Consider the following 24,868-nt stretch of genomic DNA (forward strand, 5'->3'; position numbering starts at 1 on the left):
CCCTGTCCTATTTCAAAATGGCTTCAAGCCGCTGTTGCTCTTCATCACTCAGTTCGCTACAGGTCTTACGCTGGCGACTGCGCCAGACGATTACGCCCGCGCCGCCTGCGACAAACAGCGCAGGTCCCAGCCACAGAATCACGGTGGATGGCGTTACGGGCGGTTGGTAGCTGACGAAATTGCCGTAGCGCGCCACCATATAGTCGAGGATCTGCTGACGCGTTTGTCCCTGTTTCATCAGCTGATAAACTTTCAACCGCATATCCGCCGCAATCATGGCGTTGGAATCCGCAATGCTGTTGTTCTGACATTTGGGGCAGCGCAGGGAGGCGGTGATATCACGGTACTGTTCTTCCTGCGCGACGGAGTCAAATGCATAGGTATCGATGGCCGCCCACAGGCTGGCGCTAAACAGCAAGCCGCAAAGCATCATCACCAGCGCTTTCATGAGCCGCTCTCCGTGTTGTATTTATCCCATAAAGGCTTTACTTCCTGCTGCCAGACACGTGGATTCAGATCTCCGGCATGGCGATAGCGAATAATGCCGTTGCCATCGATCAGAAAGGTTTCCGGTGCGCCATATACGCCAAGATCCAGGCCCAGCATACCGTCGCCATCATACAGGCTGAGCGCATAAGGATTACCCAGCGTGTTTAACCAGGTCACCGCCTTTTGCCGATCGTCTTTATAATTGAGCCCGACTACCCGCACGCCCTGCTCTGCCAGCGTATTCAGATAATGATGTTCTGCCCGACAGGTCGGGCACCATGTTGCCCAGACGTTGAGTAAAAGCGGTTTGCCGGTGATAAGCGTTTGCTGGTTGTAGGTTTTACCGGGCGTTTCCAGGGCTTCGAGCCGGAACACCGGCAACGGTTTACCAATTAACGCCGACTCCAGCCGCGTAGGATCGTCGCCCGCCGCATTGCGTGACAGTTGCCAAAGCAGCGCGGCGGCCAGCAGTAAAAACAGGATCAGGGGAATAAACAGAATCTTTTTCATGCCCGCACCTCGCGCTCGCCTTTTTTACGCGCACGATAACGCGGATCCAGTAAACAGAGCAGACCGCCCGCAGCCATAAACAGTCCACCGAACCAAATCCAGCGCACAAAGGGTTTATAGTAAATGCGCACCGCCCAACTGCCGTCATCGAGTTCCTCACCCAGCGCCGCATAGAGATCGCGGGTAAAGCCACCATCAATTGCCGCCTCGGTCATCATGGTGCGCGCCGCTGAATAAAAGCGTTTTTCCGCATACAACATCGCTTCAGGCTGCCCGTCCCGCGTCACATCAATCACCGCCACGCCGCCGCTGTAGTTGGGCCCTTGCAGATCCTGAACATCGCGGAAGACAAAGTGGTAGTGATGGATATCAACACTGTCGCCCGCTTTCATGCGCACATCCCGTTCAACGCTGTATTGCGTGCTAAACGCTATCCCAATCACGGTGACGCCGACACCTAAATGGCCGAGCACCATGCCCCAGTGGCTGCGTGACAAGTGGCGCAGTCCGGTGAAAAAAGAATGACGATGCGTCGCACGTTCATGCAGTTCCATCAGGGTTAACACGATGATCCATACCGCCATCAGCAGGCCCACTACCGTCATTGCCTCTACCCGATCCTGTAGCCACCAGGGCAACAGCACGGAGGCCAGCAGCGTGACGACCAGTGCTAACAGCAAACGCCGTACCAGCTTCTGGGGTTCATCACGGCGCCAGCGCACTAACGGCCCAGTCCCCAACATTAAGGCCAGCGGTGCCATCAGCCAGCTGAACAGCATATTAAAAAAGGGCTGGCCCACGGAGATGCTGCCCAGACCGAGTTGTTTATGGACCAGCGGTAACAGCGTACCGAGCAGCACCACCAGCATGGCCGCAATCAACAGGACGTTATTGCCCAGCAGAAAGGATTCGCGCGACCACAAGGCGTTTTGTACCCTGCTGCGGACCTGCCCTCCTTTGAGGGCATAGAGCAGCAGCGAGCTGCCAATAACAATCACCAAAAAGGCCAGAATAAACATGCCCCGCGCCGGATCGGAGGCAAACGCGTGCACCGAGACCAGCACGCCGGATCGCACCAGGAAGGTCCCGAGCAGACTCAGGGAGAACGCGGTAATCGCCAGCAATACGGTCCAGGCTTTAAAGGTGCCGCGCTTTTCGGTCACCGCCAGTGAGTGCATTAACGCCGTGCCAGCCAGCCAGGGCATAAAGGACGCATTTTCAACCGGATCCCAGAACCACCAGCCGCCCCAGCCCAGCTCGTAATAGGCCCACGCAGAGCCCAGCACAATACCTATGGTCAGGAACAGCCAGGCTGCGGTGGTCCAGGGACGCGACCAGCGCGCCCAGGCGGTATCCAGCCTTCCGGCCATCAAGGAGGCAATGGCAAAAGCAAAGGCCACCGAGAAACCGACATAGCCCATGTATAACAAAGGCGGATGGAAGATCAGGCCAATATCCTGCAGCATGGGATTGAGGTCGCGGCCATCGACGGGAAAGTCCGGCAGGGTACGGCTGAACGGATTAGAGGTGAGGATGATAAATAGCAGGAAGCCCAGCGTAATCATGCCCATCACCGCCAGCACGCGCGCCAGTGCGTCCTGCGGCATGCCGCGGCTGAAGATCGCCACGGCCAGCGTCCAGCCACTCAACAGCAGCACCCACAGCAGCAGGGAGCCTTCGTGCGCCCCCCAGGTGGCCGCAATGCGGTAATAGACCGGCAGCAGGGAATTCGAGTTGTTAACGACATAGCTTACGGTAAAGTCGTTAACGATAAACGCCCAGACCAGCAACCCGAAAGCCCCCGCCACACAGCCGAACAGGCCAACGGCCAGGGGACGCGCCATGCCCATCAGGCGCGCATCCTGGCGCCAGGCCCCCCAGAGCGGATACACGCTGAGCAGCAGCGCCAACGCGACGCCGAGACAGAGTAAAAAACTGCCCAGTTCTGGCATCATGGTGTCTGTCCTGCCGGGTGAGTCGCGGCCTGTTGCACGGGTGGTGCGGGCTTCATCGCGGCGGTGATTTCAGGTGGCGTATAGTTTTCATCATGTTTCGCCAGCACTTCTTTGGCGTTGATCAGGTTGCCGGGTTCAAGGACGCCCTGTGCAACGACGCCCTGTCCCTCGCGAAACAGATCGGGCAAAATGCCCACAAAGTTTACACTGACCACACCACGGCCATCGTAAAGCTGAAAAGAGACGGCCAGCGTTCGGGGATCTCGCGTGACGCTGCCGGGCATCACCACGCCGCCCACGCGCAGACGCTGTCCGGGTTCCGGCCTGATGTGTGCATCACCTTTCCCCTCCAGGATTTCACCTGGCGTATAAAACAGATCGATATTGGACCGCAGCGCATACATTACCAGCGCGGTAGCCAGTCCAAGTCCGGTAAATATCGCCACGACGACATACAGGCGATTACGACGGCGGATATTCACTTCGCTTCTCCTGCCGTTTTAGTCCCGGCACGTTTAACACTGGCCGCGCGCAGACGGCGCTCCCGGGCATCACGCTGGCGAATGTCCGCCAGCAAACGTCTGTGTGACCACCAGCTGTGTACAATCAGGCCACAAAGAGGCACCAGCGCCCCTGCCACCGCCAGCCAGACGTAAAAAGCGTAACCGCCCATGGCAATGAAGTCATGCCATGAGGCAAAAGCGGGCGTCATTCTTTGCTCCTTGTCTTTGCCAGGGCAATCGCCCAAGGACGTTTACGTTCCGTCAGCAGAATCAGGTTGCGTAAGCGCATCAGCGTTAACGTGATAAACAACAGCAGGTCACCCAGGATGGCCCAGCGCAGCGGCGTGCGCATCGGCGGCGCGATAGCCTGTTGCAGTAAGCCGGACGATCCCTGATGCAAGGTATTCCACCACTGCACAGAGAAATGAATGATGGGCAGATTGATCACGCCGACCAGAATGAGCACCCCTGCGGCGCGCCCGGCCATGCGACGGTCCTCGAACGCCTGATACAGCGCAATGACGCCCAGATATAAAAACAGCAGCACCAGTTCTGATGTGAGCCTGGCGTCCCATATCCACCAGGTTCCCCACATCGGCTTGCCCCAGGCAGAACCGGTAACCAGCGCAATAAAGGTAAACACCGCACCGATCGGTGCCATCGCCGCTGAGACTAAATCGGCCATTTTCATCTGCCAGACCAGACCAGTAAACGCCGCAACGGCCATCGCGCTGTATATCCCCATCGACCACATGGCCGCCGGAACATGAATATACATAATGCGAAAACTGTCACCCTGCTGGTAGTCTGCCGGTGCATAGCCAAATCCCCATATCCAGGCCAGCAGCAGTACCGCCGCACTGGCCAGGGCGAACCCCGGCACCAGCCGACCGCACAACTGATACAGCCGTTCGGGCTTCGCCAGCTGATGTAATCCTTTCCACATGTTTACTTGCTCACTTTTAAATAAACGCGAATAACACGTCTGATGCGTGCTGATTTAGTGCAGCGTAATCCGCAACGCCGCGGCGGTGGCAAACGGGGCCAGCGTCGCACTCGCGACCAGCATCGCCCCCAGCAACGCCAGGTAACCGCCAATGGCTAACCCCTGACCTGCGGCGTCGATGGCCGCGCTGGCAAAAATCAGTACCGGAATAGCCAGTGGCAGAACCAACAGGCTGAGCAGCACGCCGCCGCGACGCAACCCAACGGTCAGCCCCACGCCAATCGCGCCGAGAAAACTCAGCGTCGGTGTTCCTAACAGCAGCGTCAGTGCCACCGCCCGCCAGCCCGGCATATCCAGGGACAGCAACAGGGCCGCCAGGGGCGAAAGCAGAATTAACGGCAAGCCCGTGACCAGCCAGTGGGCGATGATTTTCCCCAGCACCGTGACCGGCAGCGGTACAGGCGACAATAAAAGTTGCTCCAGCGTGCCGTCGTTAAGGTCATCACGAAACAGCCTTTCCAGCGCGAGCAGCGAAGAGAGCAATGCCGCAACCCAGACAATGCCGGGTGCGATCCGTGCCAGCTGATGAGGATCGGGACCGATACCCAACGGGAAGAGCGTGATGACAATCAGGAAAAACCACAGTGGATTCATCACTTCGGCGCCGCGACGACAGGCGATACGTAATTCGCGCTGAATAAGACGACACAACATTACTGCCACTCCACGGCATGCAGGCGGATAGTATTGATCTGCCCCGTCAGCCCCGGTAGCGCCTGATGGCTGGTCACGATGACAGCCCCCCCCTGCTGCGTGTGCGCCACAAAGCGGCTCATTAACGTCTCTACCCCCGTGTGATCGAGGGCGGTTAAAGGTTCGTCCAGGATCCATAAGGTTGCCCGGGTCAGCCACAGCCGGGCCAGGGCGATGCGCCGCTGTTGTCCGGCAGAGAGCTGCGCGGCCGCGACCTCTTCATAACCTGCCAGGCCGACGCTGGCCAGTGCAGTAAAAAGGTGTTCATCGCGGCAGTCTGGATGATAAAAGCGCAGATTTTCCAGCGCCGATAACGCCGATGAGATCCCCGGCAGATGCCCCAGGTAAAGCATGGCCTGATGCCAGGTGTCGCGTTGCCGGTGAATCGGCTGCGACTGCCAGCGCACCTCACCATGTTCAGGCGTGCTCAGTCCGGCCAGGATACGCAGCAGCGACGTTTTCCCGGCCCCGTTTGGCCCTTCAATTTGTACGATGTCACCTGCCGACACGCGAAACGTAAGCGCCTCAAAGAGCGCGCGCTCATCACGCACACAAAGCAGATTAATGATTTCCAACATGGAGGGGTAAATCGCGCCAGCCAAATAAGGCGCAAATGATAGCACAATGTTACAGCGTGCCGAAGGCTGTGCGCGCTCCCCTTTTGCGCAGGGCTTAGATATTCGTGCTTTTCAGCGCGTCTGGTGGATAAAAAGCGCACCACGGCAGAAGGTTGTCACGTTTGTTCGCTGTCGCAGAAACAGTTTCGTTAGCCAAAAAACGACTACGCTTATAACGCATTTGTACTGTTACCAGGAGAAAACATGAAGCCTTCATCAAGCATAAGTCAGGGACCTAACGATGTAGACAGCGAAGAAAAAGAACAGGGAAAGGAGGATATTGAAGTAGATGAAGACGCCCTGCCCTCGCGTGCCGCCGCTATCCACGAAGAGATTCGACAGGACGGGGAAAAAGAGCTGGAGCGGGATGGCATGGCGCTGCTGTGGTCAGCGATTGCGGCCGGGCTGTCAATGGGGGCTTCACTGATGGCCAAGGGCATTTTTCAGGTTCATCTGGACGGCGTCCCCGGCGCCTATTTACTGGAAAACCTTGGCTACACCTTTGGCTTTGTGATTGTGATTATGGCACGGCAGCAGCTTTTCACTGAAAACACCGTGACGGCCGTTCTGCCCGTTATGCACAAACCCACCACAAGCAATCTTGGTTTATTGCTTCGCCTGTGGGGCATTGTGCTACTGGGCAACCTTATTGGTACCGCGTTCGCCGCCTTAGCGTTTAACGAAATGCCCATTTTTGATGAAGCCACTCGCCAGGCCTTTACGGATATCAGCATGAAGGTGATGGAACATACGCCGGGCGAGATGTTTGCTAACGCGGTGATCTCCGGCTGGATCATTGCCACAATGGTCTGGATGTTCCCTTATGCGGGAGCGGCCAAACTGTTTGTCATTGTGATGATGACCTGGCTGGTCGCACTGGGCGATCTGGCACATATCGTGGTGGGTTCCGTTGAGGTGCTTTACCTGGTGTTTAACGGCAGCGTGCCCTGGACCGCGTTTCTCTGGCCTTTTGCTGTTCCAACCCTGTTGGGTAACCTGACGGGCGGTACGCTGATTTTCGCCCTGATAAGTCACGCCCAGATTCGCAATGATATGGGCGAAGCTGCTCAGGCAAAGGCGAAGGCAGAACGGCGCAAAGCGGAGAAAAAACGTCAGCAGCAGCAAGAAGAACGCTAAATTGCTGACAGAATGAGCAAACGCGCGGCAGTGTAGTGAATCCTGCCGCTTAACTGCGGTATACTGCGCTGGCGTCTCCTTAGTTAAATGGATATAACGAGCCCCTCCTAAGGGCTAGTTGCAGGTTCGATTCCTGCAGGGGACACCACGTACAGCCTTCTGACATTCACCAAATTCACTCATCCTTCTTATCTTTAATACCGCCTCTGCTCTGCCTGGGTGACGACGGCCAGTTTCTGCGCATTTCAACATGAACGATTACACATACACATTTCCTGTTTAAGCATTCACGCTTTATTAAGGCTCAGAACGGCCGGCACTTTTAGGCAAGCGGTCAACATCTCATCGTGTTTTTTGCGACCAGCTTGCCCCTGTCGACAGACTGAAGAAAAGTGTAACGCCTGGCCGATAACACGCAATCTTCCTAAATAATCAAGTCGGGGACATTCTCAGAATCAGAAAGAAAATGAAGCGCCTTTATGTGGATCGCTGTCGCATCCGACATCGCCTGTGCATCCTGCCAGATGTCCAGTGCACTCAACTCGGACACCGGGTTCAGATTGATTTTTTCAAACAGTGACGCATAAACCCCGGCAGCAGGACGCTCCAGCACCACACTCTCGCCACCCGCGGCATTTTCATTTTTTACAGACATCAGCATCTTCCTTATTAATCCGTTATTAATCCGTTAAAGCACCGTGAGCCTATGGCTGTTTCGGGGCCAGCGCAGACAACTCAGACCGGAGTTCGGCGCTTAATGCCGGATCGAGCAGGATTTTTTCCAGCTCTTTTCGGAATGCCTGGTTGTCCAGCAGGCTGGCCTTTAAATCACGAAGTAAATTGCGCATGGAAAGCATGGCTTTGAGCTGAGGTATTTGTCGGGAGACCTGCTCCGGCGAGAAATCCTTCATGCTCTGAAAGGTCAGACGGATATTTTCTTCGCTACCGTCACCAGCAAGCGTGTTTTTAACGGTAAGACTGACTTTCGGGGAATATTCGGAAAGCACAGCGTCGAAATTATTTTTGTTCAGATTAAATTTTTTTCGCTCAGATAACGGTGCTGTCTCCTGCCCATGGCTGAAATCGCCCGCAACCAGCAATTTCAGAGGGAGCTCGGTTTTCTTGCTCGCGCCGCCGGTATGCAGATCAAGTTTCAGATTAATACGTGCTTTGGGTATTTCGGACTGAAAGGAAGAATTAGACATAGCTGTCCCTGTACTATGAAGTTATAGAAGCGGTCACTGCCAGCGAGAAATTAAAAGAAAAGCAAACCCTTTATTAGCACTATCCCGGTTCCCGTCATCTGACAGGAATCAAAACCCCGGGATGTAAAGCGGGCGCATTCCATTCACCAGCACGTCGACACGGTATTTTTCAGGTACTTTTCAGAAATAAAAAAACGTCCAGCAAGCACCTGGAGACGGAGTTTATGAACGTTTCATGCATGACAGGAAATAAAAACATGTAACTAAAAGTTACAGAGATATGCTTTAACAATATTTTATCATATTTATGATTTATATGATTTTTATTTAAAAACCCTTCAGAGCTTATGGAATAAGGATGTTCAGTAAGTGATCAATGTATTTCAGAGTATGACATGTGCAAAATCCCACCAGTCACATGAGAACGTTAATTTTTCATTGTTAAAAAAATAACTTTCAGGAAGCGAGTGTGAAAAGGGGGGAATATGACGAGACCGTCATGTCAGCATAATTTCTTTTATTGACGTAAATCAATTCTGGTTATTTTCGCTTAAAAAAAACTGAAATCAATGTATGTCACCTGTCTGTATAAACGTATTTCAGACATCGGAGAGAGGAAAGATTATCGTTATCTGCGTGCTTGTCACCTGTCACCGCATCTGACCGCGAGTTATGCGATGCCATCACTTACGTCAGCCAGAATAAATCCGGCCGGTGCACTCACCTGCAGCTATCGAAGATGATGAAATCAGCTGGTGTCACGATGTTGTTTGCGTTGGGAACGAGAGGTTTACAATTAAACGGAAGGGAACGGTGCAGGGCATATTTACGCGATCAAAACGCGTCGATATAACATCATTGTCAGGCGCCCTCCAGGGCCGGGGCCTGCCAGATAATGTCGAAGGGCAGTACCGCAGCTGCCCTTCTCTGTTTACCCGTCATACCCGTAAACACGGGTAGCGACGCAGAACCTTATCGTTCAGTCGTTCTGTAAACCTATCGCCGTGTGTGGCTAAAGAGATCCGGGCGATTGAGGTTAATATAATCGACGCCCGCCGCCGCAATTTCCTGATGAATCGCTATATCGTCATCACCGTAATAAACCATAATCTCAAGCCCGGTCTTACGGCTTGCTTCAAGAATACCGGGATGACGCATCTGCTCTACGTTTACCTCAATGATCGATGCATGATGCACGGTGGCAACGAGAGAGGGAGACATCGCGATATTGAGGGTCATCATTTTGCGAAAGTCCGGCGCAACGGCCTGAAGGCCAGCGCGCATCGTTTCGGAAAACGAAAAGAAAAACGTATCACGGACCATACCGAGATCGCGTACCAGTGCAGCCACTTTGACCGGATCGCAGTATTTCAGCTCAATATAAACGCCCGCGCGGCCGCGCAGATGTTCGAGATAGGCATCAAGTCGCGGCACCCTGGCGTCTTTAAAACGCTCATCGAACCAGCTTCCCGCATCCAGTGCATCAATATCGCGCGACAGAGCATGCCCAACAGGGCCCGTCCCGTTCGTGGTGCGATCCAGCGTCTCGTCATGGATAACGTAGAGCACACCATCGGCGCTCTCCCGTACATCCAGCTCAATGTAATCAGCCCCCTGTTCAAGCGCCAGATCGGCGGCAAAGAAGGTGTTCTCTGGCGCAAAATGGTTGGCGCCACGGTGTGATACGATTCGGGTCATGGAAATCTTGTCCTGTAAGCTAGCCAGCGTGAACCTGTCTGCTGGGGTGGCCGGTTACGGCGAGGTTGGCATGAAGATCGACGATGCGTTTACCGACAGCATTGAAGATCAGAGTCAGTTCGGGTTGGCACGCTATTCCTACCCGGGAACCAGGCGCATGACGCACCGCTTCACCATATTCCAGCGCGCGAAGCGTGCCGGCCGGCGTGTCAATCGTGTAGAAAACTTCACGTCCCATCGGCTCAACGGTCATGATCTCCCCACACAAGGGAGCCTCGTCAGCGGCAATAAGGTTGATATCTTCCGGACGCAGACCAAAACAAACGGGGCCGTCGTATTCGTGGTTCAGTTCGAGTGTCGTTTGCCCCAGGTGCAGAAACCCGCCGACGGCCTGTCCTTCCACAAGATTCATCGGCGGCGAGCCGATAAACCCTGCAACAAAGCGATCGGCCGGACGTCTGTACAGGTCATCAGGTGTCCCAATCTGCACTATCTCGCCATGATTCATACAGATGATCCGATCGGCCATGGTAATGGCTTCCAGCTGGTCATGGGTGACGATCAAGGTGGTGAAGCCGAGACGTTTCTGGAGATTCTTGAGTTCCGTCCGCATGGTGATACGGAGCGTCGCGTCGAGGTTAGAAAGCGGTTCGTCGAGTAACAGAATATTCGGTTCCTTGACCAGTGCCCGCGCCAGCGCCACGCGCTGTTGCTGCCCCCCTGAAAGCTGCGACGGGCGTCGATCAAGCAGTGCGCTTATTTGCACCAGATTAGCCGCCTCTTCCACGCGCCTGGCAATGTGCTCCTTACCTGTTTTTTTAAAACGTAACGGAAAAGCGATGTTTTCGCGTACCGTCAGGTTCGGGTAAAGCGCATAAGACTGGAAGACGATACCGACGTTGCGATCGCGGGCATCGATGCGATTGACGTTGTGCCCGTCAAACGCGATCTCACCGCTGGTCGGCGCATAAAGCCCTGCCAGCAGAAACAGCGTTGTCGATTTACCGCATCCTGAGGGGCCGAGAATGGCGACGAATTCGCCGTTCTCAATGGTAAGATTCATCGGTTTCAGGACCTGAGTCTCGCCCCAGTTTTTGCTGACATTGTTAAGAGTGATCGAGGCCATGACAATTATCCCTTGATACCGCCAAAACTCATTTGAGTGATGTATTTCTGCGTAAAGGTGTAGAGAACGAGCACAGGGAGTAAATAAATGATGCCCACAGCGGCGATCATGCCGTAATCCGCACCCGTATTATCCTGTGCGACAAAGAACAGGTAGAGGCTCATCGTCATCTGGCTTTTGTCGATAAGTAGCGTCTGGACAAAAACGTACTCCTCCCAACCACGTAAAAAGGTGAAGGTGGCAATCGCAATCAGTCCGCTACGCACCTGGGGCAATACCACCATACGAAAAGCCTGAAAACGGGTCGCACCGTCGGTCACCGCGCTCATTTCAATATCCCAGGGCACTGCGTCGAAAAAGCCCTTCAGGACGAAGATCGCATAAGGCAGCTCCAGCGCACTCATCACCATCACCACACCGAAAAGATGGTTGAGCAGGCCCATAAAGTGAAGCTGGATAAAGATGGCAATGGTGAGCGCCAGCGCGGGGAAAGCATGTAACAGCAGCAAGCCACGCAGAAAATTTTGCCGCCCGGCAAAGGCAAAGCGCGATAACGCGTAGGCGGCTGGGGTAGCGACGATCGTGACAATCAGCGTTTGTGAAACGCCAAAGATCAGCGAGCTTCCAAGTGCCGTCCAGGCCGATGGCATCAGGTCCACGCGCGTGGTGCCCGTATTCGCGATGTCGCGCATCCAGAGAAAACGGTAGTTGTGCAACGTCATGTGTGGCATCAGAAAAATCATCACAAGCAGCAGCACAACGATCCCCAGCGCAGCCCAGGACAATACCGGTCTGCGTAAACGCTCTGCCAGGAAAGCAAGCGCGATCGCTCCGATATACGCGACGCCCGCAATTGCGCTGGTGCGCCACAGAACAAGCCGGCTGACGGACGCATCAGACGTGGTCAGCGATTTGGCCAGAAGCCAGAGGTAAGGCAGCAGAATCGGCACTGACATCACCGTCAGGAAGAGAATGAGCGCAGAAAGGAAGCCGACACGGTTGATTGTGCCTCTGCGTTCAAGACGCGCCCATTTCGATTTGGCCACGGCCGGGTTTGGAACGAGTGACATCACAATACCTCGATTTTCGGCGCGGCAAACGTCGCGCGCATATTACTGACCCGCCATTGCATTAAGGTCACGCCTACGCCGATCACCATCAGGCCAAGCGCCAGCACCGCGCCATAGGCGTAAGCCCCATTTTCAAAGGCGCGACGGTAGATATAGAGCGCATAAGGCGTCGAATCGTAGACGGGACCGCCACCGGTGATGAGCAGAATGTACTCGTAGGTCGTCAGCAAGGAGAGCCCCTGATAGATGGTGATAAACCGAATGGGCTGAGACAGTGCGGGGGCCACTACATAGCGCAGCACGCCCCATTCGCTCGCCCCATCCACTCGCGCCGCATTGGCAAGATGTGCAGGGATGGAACGAATGGATGAAGTCAGAATGACCATGGCAAACGATGCCCCGACCAGGCCATTTGCCACAATGATGAGAAACAAGGGGAAATCATTACGCAGATTCATGAGCGGCAGACCGAAGGATCCGGTTACCTGATTGAGCAAACCAGACGGCGTAGGATCGGCAACCCATATCCACAGAATACTGTAGAGGACGGCCGGCGACATGCGTGGCAAAAGCCAGAGACCGCGAAAAAGATTACCCAGCCTGTCGGGAATGGCCGTCGTTGTTATCGCCAACAGGACACCCAGCCCGACGTTAAAAATAAACAGCGTCGCCGTGACATAAATCAGCGTCGTCAGCAGCACCGCAGGCATGCGCGCATCGCGTAAGACAATCCGCTCGACGTTTTGCAGCGTGAAGTGACCGACCCGCAGATCAGCGCCCATATCGGTAAAGGCGATGACGGTATTGACGATAATGGGCGCCAGGAAAAAGACGGCCAACAGCGCGATAGCAGGCGCGAGATAGAACACAGGTCGGGCCGGCCGGTGCGCCCGAGGCTGAAACTGAGACATGACCACATCTCCCTGGAGAGTAAGCGACGCTTTACAGGCTAAGCACTATTTTTTGGCGACAGACGACCGGATTTCTATATCGTCGCCAAACTGCAGTTCGAGCTCTTCGGCGATAAAATCAACGGCCTGTTTTGCCGTCATTTTTGCTGTTTCAACCGCCTGGAGACCGCTGAACAGCACCTTGTTATAGCTGCCAAACTGGATATGATTAGGCACGAACTTCGCATGTACCATCATGGGCGAAGCGGCTGACAGCACCCAGTTATCGCGGTATTTCGGCATCGCCGTTTGCGCGTTGCTGATGGCCGTGTGATAGGACGTCACAGCATGTTCGTTGTTGAAATAAGGCAACGTCGCCAGTGCCACCAGTTCGGCAGCAATGTCAGCATTTTTGCTTTTGGCGTTCACCGTATAGAGAAGCGGATGCGACAGGTTTGAGGGCTGACCGCCCTTTTTGGCCGCAGGCGCCGGGATCCAGCCTATCTTATGAAAATACCCTTCTTTGTCTGTCGGCCAGACCGCGCCATTTTTGTCGCCCAGTTGCCAGGCAACCGCCCAGACGCCCTGGTGAAAGATAAAGGCCTTCTCCTGCTTGAACGCGTTCTGAATGGCATCCCAGCTCATCGCCGTGTTATCGACCGGCGTCACTCCCTGCTTCGCATTGCGCTCATACCAGCCAAGCGCATCCGCCATTTCTGCTTTAGGGAAGATGAGCTTGCCGGTCTTGTCATCCATAAATTTCACGCCGTAAGACTGAAAAACCATCAGATAATCAATACCGACATTCGGCCGGTGCAACATGCCGTACTGAGCCGCTTTACCGTCCACGACCTCTTTGGCAAGGGCCGTCAGATCGTCCAGTGTAAAATCACCGGACTCCACCCTGGCCGGTATGGCGTTGATAAAGGCTTCATCCTTGCCGATTTTTCTCAACATATCTTTGTTGTAAAAAAACATGCGTATTTCAGCATCCTGCGGTATGCCATAGATCTTTCCATCGTTTGCCTTTGCCGACGCCCACAGGACGGGCAGGATGTCGCCATAGACCCACGGTGCCGCCGCGATCTTATCGTTCATTTGCATGGCATAGCCGTCCTTCGCAAACTGACCAATCCATTCATGGGGCAGCACATAAATATCCGGCCCTTGTCCGACGGACATCGCCTTCAGCATATCCATGGCGAAGTCGTCCCAGCCTTTGACAGCACTGCTATTGGCCTGAATCACAATATGTTTGTCGACGCCCGCAGCCTTAAATTGCTTGTTCATGATGTCGGCTGCATCTTCAATGTTGGTAATGCGGTTCGGTGCGCTACGCTCGGCGAGCGTGGCGAGTTTAATCGTTATCTCTTCTGCGTGAGTCATGCCAACACACAACGCGGACATCACGAGGGTGGCGAGGACTGTGAGTTTTTTTGACATGGTGTTTATTCCCGTTGTGCCTATTATTTAAGTAAGTTAATTTATTTAAATGACAGGTTCATGACCATGTGAAAACGACAGGGAGAAGGTGCGTTGACTTCATCAAAACATTGGGAAGGAATCGGTACGACCCAGTCGGCCGTACTACGTTATCTGCGTCGCAACGACGCCGCATCACGTGCTGAGATCGCCGATTGTTGCGGGGTGACAGCGGCGGCCGTCAGCATGATGACCCGCGATCTCATCAAGCGAGGTATCATCATCGAAGGAGCCCGGCGTTCATCTGGCCGGGGCGCGCCCCACATTGATCTGATGCTTAATTCCTCCATCGGCTATGCCGTTGGGATTCATGCCAGCCGCTTCTCTGTTACGCTGATGCTGCTTGATTTCAAAGGGAAACGGGTCGACGAAATTGAACTGACCGGCCACTATGATACCTTTGCCCGCGCCCGCTCAGAGATACAGAAGGGCCACAAAACGTTGCTTGAGAGAAACCACATACCGGATCATTTACTGATTGGCGCAGGCATTGCCATGCCGACGCGCTTCCAGCGCGGTCAGGCTCCGCTCCATCTGGCTCCCGAAGTGCTTTCCTGGGATGAACCCGGGCTGTTCGAAGCCATTCAGCAGGCGCTGGGCTGTCCGGTGTTAATCGAAAATGATGCCAATGCTGCCGCCATGGGCGAAATGACGCTGGGTAATGCGGCTAATCATGACGATTTTATCTATCTCTATCTGTCAGAGGGCGTCGGCAGTGGCCTTATCCTGGGCAAACAACGTTATCGCGGTCATCTGGGCAATGCGGGCGAAATTGGGCTGCTGCTGCCACTCGACAGGCCCCGCCCCTCTTTTACTGACCTTGCGGCGTGGTGTAAGCATCGCCTTGGCCAGATACCTGAAGGCCGCGCTGAGGCTGTCTGGCACCATTTTCTTAGCGAAAACACAGCGGTTCTCGACGAATGGATCGCACGTACTGGCCCGGAGATCGCCCGGCTGGGCTTTATGCTGAATGCGGTCCTCGCGCCAGCGGCGATCTATCTGGGTGGGACACTTCCGCAGATGGTGCGTGAACGGCTTGCGGCCTGGCTCGACTTTTCCACTGTGGATACGTTAAACGGCACACCTGTCGTGCAGCCTGAAATCTGTCTGCCGGACGTCGCGACCACGGATACGGTCGCATTCGGAGCCGCCGCCATGGTCCTGCATAATGTTGCTCAGCAGGATAACGGGCATCGCGACGGGGTCAACTGACCGCTCAGCGGCGGTGACGGAATGAAGGAAACCGACGCGGCAAACATCGGCGACGGTTCTCTGAGTTGGCCGCGGATAAACAGGTCTCTGTGAAATGAGAGCCAGTCCGCAGCGAGCGTCGGTTTATTTGCGACCGCAGCGTGGGACAGGTTTGGTTTAATTTGCCCGCACTATAATCCCCACTTGGGGCCAGCCGGTGAAAGCGTGATCGGGATGGGCTTGCCGCTTACCGCCACGCGTGGTGCAGAAGGCGTGTTCCACTGAAAAAGACAGATATGCCAGCCGCCGGGAATAAGACGCGAACGGTCAATAATCCCATCCGCGCCTGTTGCTCTGGCTTTATCTGCGTTGTGCCATGAATCCGGGATTCGCCCCTGCTGCAGCGCCGTTCGCCAACTGCCGTCAGCGGCTTCTGGCAGGATTCCCAGTTGCTCACATTTAGCCTTATCGCGCTGATCTACCAGCCAGGCCCCTGACAGGCGTAGTGGAATCAGGACGCGTGAAAGGCCATCCTCACGCATATAGCCCGATACCGCCATGATGGACCATTCCGGCAGCGGACTCATATACAAGGCCGGTTGCCCGTGGCGATGATAACGCCCCGCGCTTTGCGGGCCGGGTGCGGCAAGCACCGCCTGCGCCTTCGCGGTTAACACAGCGCGATAAAAAAGGCCGCCCACGGGCAATAGTGCGTGATGCATGTTTGTCTTTTCTCCCGCAACAACCCCATCCCTGCGATTGCTGAACGCGCCAGTTAATCGCTTAGTGCGTAGCCACGAACCAGCCCGACCTGTCGGCGCATGTCTGCCTTGCCTGCGCACAAGCCGGTGATACACAGGCGCGGGGCCAGCCGATCATCAGATTCGTTCCATCTGCCCGGACGACACGGTGTGATGCCGTTTAGGATGCGACTTTGGATGCGCCGGATTACATTGCTCATGTGTGCCGGGCAGATAAAATCTGCCGTCCTGAGAGGGCGCAGTACCGCCGGGACAACCATTCATGCCGCGCTGACCATTGTGGCCAGGCAGCCCAGCACCGCCAGGTTGATTGTCCATACTTCCGCCGTTACCGCCCGCTCCGCCATTTCCACCTTCCCCACCGTTCCCCCCTGGCGCGGCATAGCAGACTGATGCGGTTAACAACAAAATAAGCAAAGCAGCGCCTCTGCGCATGGTGTGACCTCCGTGATTCGCGATTATTTTTCGACAGTAATGACATCCGGCGTTTGCGCCACAATCTTCAACGGCGTGCCTTTTATAGCCTGCCCGAGCGCTTCACGAAGCGTCATGGTGCCCTCTACAGGATTCACCTGAACAGCCCCAGTGCGCGACAAATCCGTCTGGATAAAACACCCGGTACCGTGCGCCAACTGTTGCGCCGTTTCGTCAAAGCGCGACAAATGAAGATTGTAGGTCGCTTCCGCATCACATTTACCCGCAGGGATGTGACCAGAAGATGACTGGCTGCACGACGTACACGTCAGCGCCAGCAGCAAGCAGGCTGAGTTGAAGGATGTGAAATGCATAACGCCTCCGGGCACAGGAAAACTTGTGTCTTTGTCCCATAGTCAACTGTTTCTGTCAGCGTGCAGAGTATGTCTGAGTGTGATCGCAGGCGAGGAGGTGGGAAATGTTCGGTTCGCTATCGTGCCGCTTCGCACTGGCGGTAATGACCTCTCTTAGCAGAGAAAGTCACGTTTTACGGTGTCGTGCTCACCGGGCGCGACGGAACGCGTCTTCGCCGTCCCTGGCGCTACCATGATTTTACGGTGATGTGTCCTGTGTAAACAAAACGGAACCGTAGCGGGCATGGCGCCCTTTCCTGTCTGGGCGTCATGCCCGTTTTTGCTGCGCATTGACAAGATGCTGGGGTTGATTGATCGCTTTGCGCGCAATCCAGTAGAGCAGAACCCGCTCGTCGTCACTGTCGCGGTCCGCCATTGACAATAATTTCAGTGCCAGGGTAGATTTCGTGACAGGCTGCTGTTCTGCGCTCAGTTCGATCACTGCCTGACCGATAATGCAGCAAACTTCATCCTCACTGGTGATGGATTCATATGTCCGGTCTTTCATATTTCCTCCTGTTGAATGGACTTTAAGCCTGGCAAAAAAATGCTAAGCCTGCCGGGAAAAGAGGTTGGCCGTAATATTCCCTTACTGCTGTTTACCTGCCTTCATTAACTTGACTCACCTCGTTACACTTACCCCACGCGGCCATTCATTCCGCCCTGACAGCATTTCATTCCGCGTTGCATTCCGTTCATGCGCTTTCCGCCCTCGCGCGTAGGGGTTTTGGTTATTCTGACGCCAGTATTCAGTTTCCCCCTGGGAGTAACATAATGAACGCGACTCAACAGACTGCCCACCAGCGTACACGCTGGCTCACACTTATCGGTACGGTGATAACCCAGTTAGCGCTGGGGTCCGTTTATACCTGGAGCTTATTCAATGGTCAGCTCGCGCAAAAACTGGATGCGCCCGTAAGCCAGATCGCATTTTCATTTGGTTTACTGAGCCTGGGGCTGGCCATCTCTTCTTCACTGGCTGGCAAGCTGCAGGAGCGTTTTGGCGTCCGTAAGGTCACTATCGGCGCAGGTATATTGATGGCGCTGGGATTAGGGCTGACCGCCCATGCAGATAATCTGATCATGCTGTACCTGAGCGCGGGCGTGTTGTTAGGTCTGGCCGATGGCGCAGGGTATCTGATGACGCTATCCAACTGTGTGAAATGGTTTCCTGAACGTAAAGGCATGATATCGGCCTGCGCCATTGGCGCTTACGGTCTGGGTAGTCTGGGATTTAAATTCATTTGCGGGGCACTGTTGGCACGATTTGGGCTTGAACAGACCTTTGTGCTCTGGGGCCTGCTGGCAATGGCGATGATTATTGCTGGCGGACTGATGATGCGCGATGCGCCGCTGCAATCTGCGTCAGCTACTCAGGCAGAAGCGACGCGTCAGTATACGTTGGCCGAATCGGTGCGTCTGCCACAGTACTGGATGCTGGCGTTGATGTTTCTGACTGCCTGTATGAGCGGGCTGTATGTGATTGGCGTTGCAAAAGACATCGGGGAAGGTTTGGTTCACCTCAGCACCCAGACCGCCGCTAACGCCGTCACGGTCATCGCGGTAGCAAACCTGAGTGGTCGGTTAGTACTGGGCGTGCTGTCCGATAAAATGGTGCGTATTCGCGTGATCTCACTGGCCCAACTGGTTTCACTGATCGGTATGAGCCTGATGCTGTTTACACAGATGAATCAAACCACGTTTTTCCTGTCCCTGGCCTGCATTGCGTTTAGCTTCGGCGGCACCATTACCGTCTTCCCTTCGCTGGTCAGTGACTTTTTCGGCTTGAATAATCTGACCAAAAATTATGGCCTGATTTATCTCGGCTTTGGCATTGGCAGCGTAATGGGTTCGCTGGTGGCCTCAATGTTTGGCGGCTTTACGGTCACTTTCAGCCTCATTATGACCCTGCTGGTTATATCACTGGTGCTGTCACTGACAATCCGCCTGCCGCAGAGCCAGCCAGCCCATGAACCGCTGTTGCAGCGTCAGTAATGTTACAGGGCCAGATAAGCCTGGCCCTCATCATCAGCCGCGAAAACGCGGCTCTTCCATACCGGCCACGTCGACATCCACCGCAAAAATATCGCCCGACTGCGGATAGCGGGCGAGATCCTCTTCGCTGAGGTTTTCGCGTGAGCTGGTGATGAACAGCGTCTTGAGATCGCTGCCGCCAAACGTCACCATGGTGGGCCATTTCACCGGCAGTGTAATCTCATCGACGATTTCACCGTCGTGCGGATCAATACGCACGACGCGTCCGCCGTCAAACAGGGCTGACCAATAATAGCCCTCACTGTCGACAGCCGCCCCATCGGGCAAGCCACCACGGGCATCAAACCGCCGGAAGATTTCACGCTGCCCCGGCTCGCCCTGAGCATCAAGCGGATAGCGATAGAGCACTTCATTCGGCGTATCGCTGTGATACATCCACTGACGGTCAGGAGAAAAGGCAACGCCATTGGAAATTTTGATGTCGCGTGCCTTCACCTCAAGCGTCAAATCAGGCGTTACGCGACAAAGCAAGCCGCCGTTTTTATCCTGTGGCTCCCATAAACTGCCGCACCAGAAATTACCCCAGGGATCCACGCGGCCATCATTGAAGCGGCTTTTCCCGGCGATACCGGGATTATCCGCCACTTTTTTTTGCGGTTTCCCCTGCTCGTCCAGCAGCCAGACGCCGCTACGCAGTGCGGCAATGATACCGCCCTGTTCCCGCAGGCCGATGCATCCGACTTCTTCTGCCTGAGGAAATGTAGAGAGCTCACCACTCGCCGGATCGAAACGATGGATGGCCGGTGCCAGAATATCCACACACCACAGCACCTGTTCCTGCACAGCCCAGAGCGGACATTCTGCCAGCTCTGCCTGAAGCGGCAGAACGTTTTTTACCCTATGCGTCATGTTTGTCTCCCTTTAATTGTCCTGATATTACTGTAGCGCTAATTTCCATCTTCACACATTCACGTCAGCCTTGTTTTTAAGACAGGTCTCACGCATATTAATACCTATTCGGTCTATTCCGATTGGAATATGCGCTCACCCTCTTTTTCGCGTTCTTTTTTGAAATATCGCGACATATTTATCGAAATAACTCTACACAGGCTGCATTTTTGCTGCACTTTTTCGGCGTATTATCCTGAGTATTGAAAAAGAGGAGGTGCCGTATGCCAGACATCGTTACCGCCGCGCTGTTCCCTCAGTCGGTAGCCTTTATTTCTCCTGGACAGGAGGCGTTATCCGCAGACGTTCCAGCGCAGCAGAAAGGAGACATAAAACAAAATGATATTCACTGAAGGGCAAAGATTTCACACAGCATAATATAAAAAGAAGGTGGGATATAATCCCACCTCATTTATTCATTAACTTTTCACTGCGTAATTACACTGATACCAGGTTTTCTTTAAACCTGGTATTGTGCTGTCCTGAACAGGGAGTGACTCTACTTTATCAAAACCTTTATTGCTGCAGTAATTCGCGATATCAATTTCCATTGCATCACGATTCACTTTCAGCGGGTCGAAACGATATTGTACGGTATTTGAACTGGGATCTTCATCAACACGTTCAAACGCCCCGGGTTTACTGGCGGTACAACCGCTCAGAAAAATAAGTGCAAATGCACCCATGATTGCCATTTTCATTTTATTTCCTCACATTTTGACGCAGTGTAAGGCGCTGCAAAATGCGCATCTATAGGATTAGTACGCGAACAACTGCGTATTTACGAAGTTTTACCAATTGATTCAATACGGTTAAACAACTGGCAGGTTATGCCAATAAACTGCGACACTGATTCCAGTGAAAAGCCTCACGAACAACACCAGGAATTACTCTAAAAAAAGCCTCTCTCAGCATTTAGCCCGCCACTGGCGGGCTTTTTTCTTTTTAACCTTCGCCTGAAAGCGCAATCATTCTACGAAGCAGATTGGCGGCTTGCTTGTCCGGGAGTGCGAGGATGGCACTATAAAGATCGACAGACATGGCACACATGGAAGACCGATCAACGGCGGCATCGGCAGGCATATTCAGCTGTTGCAGCTTATTGCCCCACTTCAGGTAGAGATGGTCGACGATGGTTTTGAGATCGTGCTGCGCCTGCTTGCGGTCCAGCGGTTGTTCGTCCCCCAGACTGTTAAGCAGCAAATACTCGGTGGCATCGGCATCTTTTTGGTTCAGGCTGGCGGGCAGAGTTTCAACCAGATTGATACCGCCCTTTACCTGCGGATAAAGGAACTGAAAACAGAGGCCCGGGTCAATTTTATTGAGCGTCTGCATTTCTTCCACCGAGACGCCAATATATTTCAATACGGCCGCGTCAGTACCCCGCATAAGGCGCTGATTGATCACATCCGTCAACAACCCGCGCAGTTCGCCCGTTGCCTGCAACATGGGTTCGCCTTCACGCAGTTTGCGCGCCAGATCGCGCGTCAGTATTTGCCACAGCGCGGGTTCCTGAGTGCGTAGCACCCGATACACCGTAGCCTGTGCCATATAATCTGCCGCGCGCTCGTAGCGTTTCTCCTGCTGCTGCTGAGGCTGGATCCAGCTGAACCATAAAACATTCGACAACAACAGCGGCAGGATAAAAAGAACCACGCCCTGCCACGCTTTAAGCCGGGTGGTTCTGACTAACATAACGATGATAATCGCCAGCAGCACAAAGGCGGCCAGCGTAAGAAAAAGCAGGAGAGTCATACTACGTTGTTAATCCTTACGCACATCGATCAGTACCGGGCAATGCGCGCGTTCAACCACAGCGGCACTCACAGATCCTTTTAATAACCGGTTAAAGGGCGATAAATGACGTCGCCCCATAATAATCATGCTGGCATTGAGCTGCTGGGACTGGGCCACGATTGTCTCCGCCGCTTCGCCGGCCAGAATCATACCTCGCGCCTTAATGCCGGCCTGGAGCAAGGGTGCCAGGGCATGACGTACCACCATTTCAGCGGTATTTTGCTCATCCTGCGCGGCCACAAAATCTGCCGGATCTTCACCGGCATCAATATCAATGGGCTGGCTACAGGATGAATAGGCGGGATCGATACAACACAGCACAATCACTTGTGCATCATGCGCCTGTGCTTCTTCGATCGTTAACGACACCACTTTCTTCGCGACCGGTGAATTATCGATAGCCATTAATACTGTTTTCATTGAGCACTCATCCTTCAACAGCGGCAATTTTGCCAATTTCACGAATCAGAGCCTGTTTGCACAGCAACATTTCTTCACGATAGCGTGATTCATGCTTCTTAAACCGCGCCGTGGGCACCAGTAAGGAGACCGCAAAGCGGCCAAACAGCGTATCGAGCGCAAAGGCCATGGTTGAAACGCCTTCAAGAGTTTCACCACGGTCGTAGGAAATGCTGGTTTCACGCACTTCCCGAAGCATCTCTAACAGTGCTGCCTGCGTCTTAACCGTCTTGTCCGTCAGTTCGCGCCAGGCATCCCCCACCAGCGTCCGGACGTCTTCATCGCTTTCCAGCGCCAGCAAGGCGCGGCCACCCGAGGTGCTGTAGAGCGGCAGCTCCAGTCCGATACGGGGAACCACCCGCAGCTCGCGCGACGCCACAACATAATGAATGACGGCAAGCTGCGCACCACTGGCGCGGGACAGGGAGACCGTTTCATTGGTATCCGCCGACAGTTTTTCCAGCAGTGGCTTGACCAAATCGACCACATCCGTGTTCACGCTGGCGAGCAGCTTCAGTAAAGCTGGCCCGAGACGCAATCCGCCCGCCCCACTGCTTCGAACCAGTTCGGCGCTGTCCAGCGCGGCCACAATGCGCTGTACGGTAGAACGCGGCAGATCGACCGCATGCGCAATTTCGCCCAGACTCATGCCACCGGGATGCTCGCCCAGAGCATTAAGAATTTTAGCCGCGCGCGCAATAACCTGAATACCGCCCGTTTTTTCATCTTCGCGGCTGGATGATTGTTGAGTCATAGCGTCGTCCTTTTTGAGCTGGCTTACTGTAACCCGAAAAGCGCACGTTTTACAGCGTGTACCACATTGCAATACAGCATATTGCCATGTAATATCGCCTCGCCTGTATCGCATCGCAATACATCGAACCAAAAAAACAATGAGACACCTGCTATGACGACCCAGCCTGGCACTGCGCCGCCGCTGCATCCCTTTACCTTACGTCTCGCCCTGGGCCTGCTTGGCGTCTGGATCGCGGCGCTGACCTCCGGGCTCAACGATCGCGTCAGTGATATTGCGCTGGCCGATATTCGTGCTGCCCTCGGTATGGGCTACGACGACGGAAGCTGGATTGTTTCGGCTTATCAGGCTGCCGAAGTGGCCGCCATGATGATTGCGCCGTGGCTCGCGGTGACGTTTTCCCTGCGCCGCTTTACGTTATTTGTTTCGGTCGGCTTTATGCTGTCCGGAATACTGTTACCGCTGATGACCGATCCTGTGCTCTTTATGGTATTACGCGTGATCCAGGGGCTCTTTGGCGGCGCGCTGCCGCCGATGCTGATGACCGTCGCCCTGCGTTTTCTGCCACCGCCGTTCAAGCTCTATGGATTAGGCGCCTATGCCCTTACTGCCACCTTCGGGCCGAATATGGCCGCGTCGCTGGCCGCCTTCTGGACCGATCAGGTCAGCTGGATGTTTGTCTTCTGGCAGGTTGTGCCCGGTATGCTGATAGCCCTCGTATTAACCGGCTGGGGATTGCCTCAGGATCCGTTGCGCACAGAACGTTTTCAGCAGATCGATCTGTTCGGGATGCTCACAGGCTGTAGCGGGATGGCGTTAATCATTCTGGTACTCAGCCAGGGCGAACGGCTTGACTGGCTGGATTCTCCGCTGATTGCCACTATGCTGCTGGCCGCCGTGCCGTTACTCATCGTCTTTTTAATCAATGAGTGGTTCCATCCCCTGCCGCTGTTTAAGTTGCAGATGCTGCGGCGACCTAACCTGCTGCACGGCCTGCTGGTACTGGCCGGCGTCCTGATCGTGTCGCTGTCTGGCTCTGCCCTGCCTTCCAGCTATTTTGCCCAAGTCGATGGCTTTCGCATCGCCCAGTTCGCGCCGCTGGCGTTGACCATTGGGTTGCCCCAGCTCATTGTGGCGCCGTTGCTTGCCGCCCTGCTGAATATCCGCTGGATTGACTGTCGCTGGATGCTGGCAGTGGGCTTGTGCTTCCTGATTGCCTCCTGCCTGCTCGGTATGCAGATCACAACGGACTGGGCGCGGGATAACTTCTGGCTGATTCAGGCGTTGCAGGCCGTAGGCCAGCCGATGGTGATTCTGCCCGTGCTGATGAGCGCGACCAGCGTGGTAGCACCGCCTGAAGGACCTTTTGCCTCGGCGATGTTCAACACGGTACGCGGGTTTTCCAGCATTGCGGCCTCTACCCTGGTGTCATGGTTTGTCAGCCATCGTGAACAGTTTCACTCCAGTATCCTCGTCAACCAGGCGGGCAGCAGGCCGTGGCTGATGACCGCCCCCAACAGCAGTCAGGCCAGCAGTCAGTTTCCGCTGTTGCCCGATGGCAGCGTGAGTTCCGTCGAGAATCTGCGCGGCTTTGCTACCCAGATAAAGCACCAGGCGCTGGTGCTCGGCCTGAGTGATACCTGGCTGCTGCTGATCGGTTTTGCGCTGCTGCTGCTGGTCGTCACCGCCTGGCTGCCCAAACGCGTCTGGCCGCCCCAAACCTTGATTCAACCTGCAACCTCCACGTCGAGATAA

General features: G+C 54.7%; 26 protein-coding genes, 1 tRNA gene and 1 pseudogene. 5 read left to right on the forward strand and 23 right to left on the reverse strand.

Translation table 11 applies throughout. The annotated features are described in order from the left end of the window. Positions 1–7: 7 nt before the first annotated feature. Genes C1N64_RS17135 through ccmA form a run of 8 tightly spaced genes read right to left on the reverse strand, consistent with a single transcriptional unit; the run spans position 8 to position 5,734 of the window. Positions 8–448 (reverse strand): cytochrome c-type biogenesis protein, encoded by a 441-nt coding sequence (locus C1N64_RS17135; protein WP_394515026.1) that lies wholly within the window; start codon positions 446–448, stop codon positions 8–10. Continuing rightward, entirely contained in the window at positions 445–999 is a 555-nt protein-coding gene (locus tag C1N64_RS17140; RefSeq protein ID WP_006120096.1) for a DsbE family thiol:disulfide interchange protein, read from the reverse strand. Before C1N64_RS17140 ends, C1N64_RS17135 begins: the two co-directional genes overlap by 4 nt. Then, the gene (locus C1N64_RS17145) at positions 996–2,954 is read right to left on the reverse strand and encodes a heme lyase CcmF/NrfE family subunit (RefSeq protein WP_367143813.1); all 1,959 of its coding nucleotides are present in this window, start codon (positions 2,952–2,954) and stop codon (positions 996–998) included. The genes C1N64_RS17140 and C1N64_RS17145 overlap by 4 nt, the downstream gene beginning before the upstream one ends. Next, positions 2,951–3,436, reverse strand: a complete 486-nt coding sequence (gene ccmE, locus C1N64_RS17150; protein WP_367143812.1) for a cytochrome c maturation protein CcmE — start codon at positions 3,434–3,436, stop codon at positions 2,951–2,953. Before ccmE ends, C1N64_RS17145 begins: the two co-directional genes overlap by 4 nt. After that, a complete protein-coding gene (ccmD, locus tag C1N64_RS17155) occupies positions 3,433–3,666 on the reverse strand; it encodes a heme exporter protein CcmD (protein WP_006120099.1) in 234 nt (77 codons plus the stop codon). The genes ccmE and ccmD overlap by 4 nt, the downstream gene beginning before the upstream one ends. Continuing rightward, positions 3,663–4,403, reverse strand: coding sequence for a heme ABC transporter permease (locus C1N64_RS17160; RefSeq protein WP_033740732.1), 741 nt, complete (start codon positions 4,401–4,403; stop codon positions 3,663–3,665). Before C1N64_RS17160 ends, ccmD begins: the two co-directional genes overlap by 4 nt. Before the next feature lie 54 nt (positions 4,404–4,457). After that, on the reverse strand, positions 4,458–5,117 hold the full coding sequence (gene ccmB, locus C1N64_RS17165) for a heme exporter protein CcmB (RefSeq protein WP_033740735.1): 660 nt from the start codon (positions 5,115–5,117) through the stop codon (positions 4,458–4,460). Continuing rightward, a complete protein-coding gene (gene ccmA / locus C1N64_RS17170) occupies positions 5,117–5,734 on the reverse strand; it encodes a cytochrome c biogenesis heme-transporting ATPase CcmA (RefSeq protein ID WP_039340141.1) in 618 nt (205 codons plus the stop codon). Before ccmA ends, ccmB begins: the two co-directional genes overlap by 1 nt. A gap of 243 nt (positions 5,735–5,977) precedes the next feature. Between ccmA and C1N64_RS17175 the strand changes: the two genes are divergently transcribed. Further along, a complete protein-coding gene (locus C1N64_RS17175; protein WP_039339756.1) occupies positions 5,978–6,910 on the forward strand; it encodes a formate/nitrite transporter family protein in 933 nt (310 codons plus the stop codon). A gap of 73 nt (positions 6,911–6,983) precedes the next feature. Then, positions 6,984–7,058 (forward strand) — tRNA-Arg (locus tag C1N64_RS17180). A 339-nt stretch (positions 7,059–7,397) separates the two neighbouring features. Here C1N64_RS17180 and C1N64_RS17185 read toward each other — a convergent pair. From C1N64_RS17185 to C1N64_RS17215, 7 genes and pseudogenes are all read right to left on the reverse strand, one after another. After that, a pseudogene (locus C1N64_RS17185) lies at positions 7,398–7,571 on the reverse strand (type VI secretion system contractile sheath large subunit); the annotation flags it as partial. Between the two features lie 43 nt (positions 7,572–7,614). Beyond that, complete coding sequence (tssB, locus tag C1N64_RS17190) at positions 7,615–8,115, reverse strand: type VI secretion system contractile sheath small subunit (RefSeq protein WP_394515027.1); 501 nt, start codon at positions 8,113–8,115, stop codon at positions 7,615–7,617. Between the two features lie 996 nt (positions 8,116–9,111). Beyond that, positions 9,112–9,813, reverse strand: coding sequence for a glycerophosphodiester phosphodiesterase (ugpQ, locus tag C1N64_RS17195; RefSeq protein WP_006120339.1), 702 nt, complete (start codon positions 9,811–9,813; stop codon positions 9,112–9,114). Between the two features lie 19 nt (positions 9,814–9,832). After that, entirely contained in the window at positions 9,833–10,939 is a 1,107-nt protein-coding gene (locus tag C1N64_RS17200; protein WP_325990475.1) for an ABC transporter ATP-binding protein, read from the reverse strand. Between the two features lie 5 nt (positions 10,940–10,944). After that, positions 10,945–12,009: a carbohydrate ABC transporter permease gene (locus C1N64_RS17205; protein ID WP_054633394.1), complete on the reverse strand. Its 1,065-nt coding sequence runs from the start codon at positions 12,007–12,009 to the stop codon at positions 10,945–10,947. Next, entirely contained in the window at positions 12,009–12,920 is a 912-nt protein-coding gene (locus tag C1N64_RS17210) for a carbohydrate ABC transporter permease (RefSeq protein WP_394515028.1), read from the reverse strand. Before C1N64_RS17210 ends, C1N64_RS17205 begins: the two co-directional genes overlap by 1 nt. A 45-nt stretch (positions 12,921–12,965) precedes the next feature. After that, positions 12,966–14,342: an ABC transporter substrate-binding protein gene (locus tag C1N64_RS17215; protein WP_394515029.1), complete on the reverse strand. Its 1,377-nt coding sequence runs from the start codon at positions 14,340–14,342 to the stop codon at positions 12,966–12,968. Positions 14,343–14,435: 93 nt separating this feature from the next. On the opposite strand from C1N64_RS17215, the gene C1N64_RS17220 reads away from it, so the two are divergent. Next, positions 14,436–15,593: an ROK family transcriptional regulator gene (locus C1N64_RS17220; protein WP_394515030.1), complete on the forward strand. Its 1,158-nt coding sequence runs from the start codon at positions 14,436–14,438 to the stop codon at positions 15,591–15,593. Between the two features lie 170 nt (positions 15,594–15,763). Here the strand turns inward: C1N64_RS17220 and C1N64_RS17225 are convergent, their stop codons facing one another. The 3 genes from C1N64_RS17225 to C1N64_RS17235 all read right to left on the reverse strand — a co-directional run bounded on the left by C1N64_RS17225 (position 15,764) and on the right by C1N64_RS17235 (position 17,668). Further along, positions 15,764–16,294: an RES family NAD+ phosphorylase gene (locus tag C1N64_RS17225; protein WP_058707743.1), complete on the reverse strand. Its 531-nt coding sequence runs from the start codon at positions 16,292–16,294 to the stop codon at positions 15,764–15,766. Between the two features lie 497 nt (positions 16,295–16,791). Continuing rightward, entirely contained in the window at positions 16,792–17,121 is a 330-nt protein-coding gene (locus C1N64_RS17230; RefSeq protein ID WP_033740761.1) for an STN domain-containing protein, read from the reverse strand. Between the two features lie 307 nt (positions 17,122–17,428). Beyond that, on the reverse strand, positions 17,429–17,668 hold the full coding sequence (locus C1N64_RS17235) for a hypothetical protein (protein ID WP_006120349.1): 240 nt from the start codon (positions 17,666–17,668) through the stop codon (positions 17,429–17,431). Positions 17,669–17,934: 266 nt separating this feature from the next. Between C1N64_RS17235 and C1N64_RS17240 the strand changes: the two genes are divergently transcribed. Continuing rightward, on the forward strand, positions 17,935–19,155 hold the full coding sequence (locus tag C1N64_RS17240; protein WP_367143806.1) for an L-lactate MFS transporter: 1,221 nt from the start codon (positions 17,935–17,937) through the stop codon (positions 19,153–19,155). A 33-nt stretch (positions 19,156–19,188) separates the two neighbouring features. Here C1N64_RS17240 and C1N64_RS17245 read toward each other — a convergent pair whose 3' ends face one another. The 5 genes from C1N64_RS17245 to C1N64_RS17265 all read right to left on the reverse strand — a co-directional run bounded on the left by C1N64_RS17245 (position 19,189) and on the right by C1N64_RS17265 (position 23,113). Beyond that, positions 19,189–20,064, reverse strand: a complete 876-nt coding sequence (locus C1N64_RS17245) for an SMP-30/gluconolactonase/LRE family protein (protein ID WP_110268161.1) — start codon at positions 20,062–20,064, stop codon at positions 19,189–19,191. A gap of 458 nt (positions 20,065–20,522) precedes the next feature. Then, the gene (locus tag C1N64_RS17250; RefSeq protein WP_006120355.1) at positions 20,523–20,804 is read right to left on the reverse strand and encodes a hypothetical protein; all 282 of its coding nucleotides are present in this window, start codon (positions 20,802–20,804) and stop codon (positions 20,523–20,525) included. A gap of 244 nt (positions 20,805–21,048) precedes the next feature. Continuing rightward, complete coding sequence (locus tag C1N64_RS17255; protein WP_033740770.1) at positions 21,049–21,858, reverse strand: hypothetical protein; 810 nt, start codon at positions 21,856–21,858, stop codon at positions 21,049–21,051. A 9-nt stretch (positions 21,859–21,867) separates the two neighbouring features. Continuing rightward, positions 21,868–22,320, reverse strand: coding sequence for a universal stress protein (locus tag C1N64_RS17260; RefSeq protein ID WP_006120358.1), 453 nt, complete (start codon positions 22,318–22,320; stop codon positions 21,868–21,870). A gap of 7 nt (positions 22,321–22,327) precedes the next feature. Next, positions 22,328–23,113 carry an IclR family transcriptional regulator gene (locus C1N64_RS17265; protein ID WP_006120359.1) on the reverse strand — a complete coding sequence of 262 codons (786 nt, stop codon included), beginning with the start codon at positions 23,111–23,113 and terminating at the stop codon, positions 22,328–22,330. A 153-nt stretch (positions 23,114–23,266) separates the two neighbouring features. Between C1N64_RS17265 and C1N64_RS17270 the strand changes: the two genes are divergently transcribed. Next, complete coding sequence (locus C1N64_RS17270) at positions 23,267–24,868, forward strand: MFS transporter (protein WP_394515031.1); 1,602 nt, start codon at positions 23,267–23,269, stop codon at positions 24,866–24,868.

The sequence above is a fragment of the Pantoea sp. SGAir0215 genome (assembly GCF_043543215.1).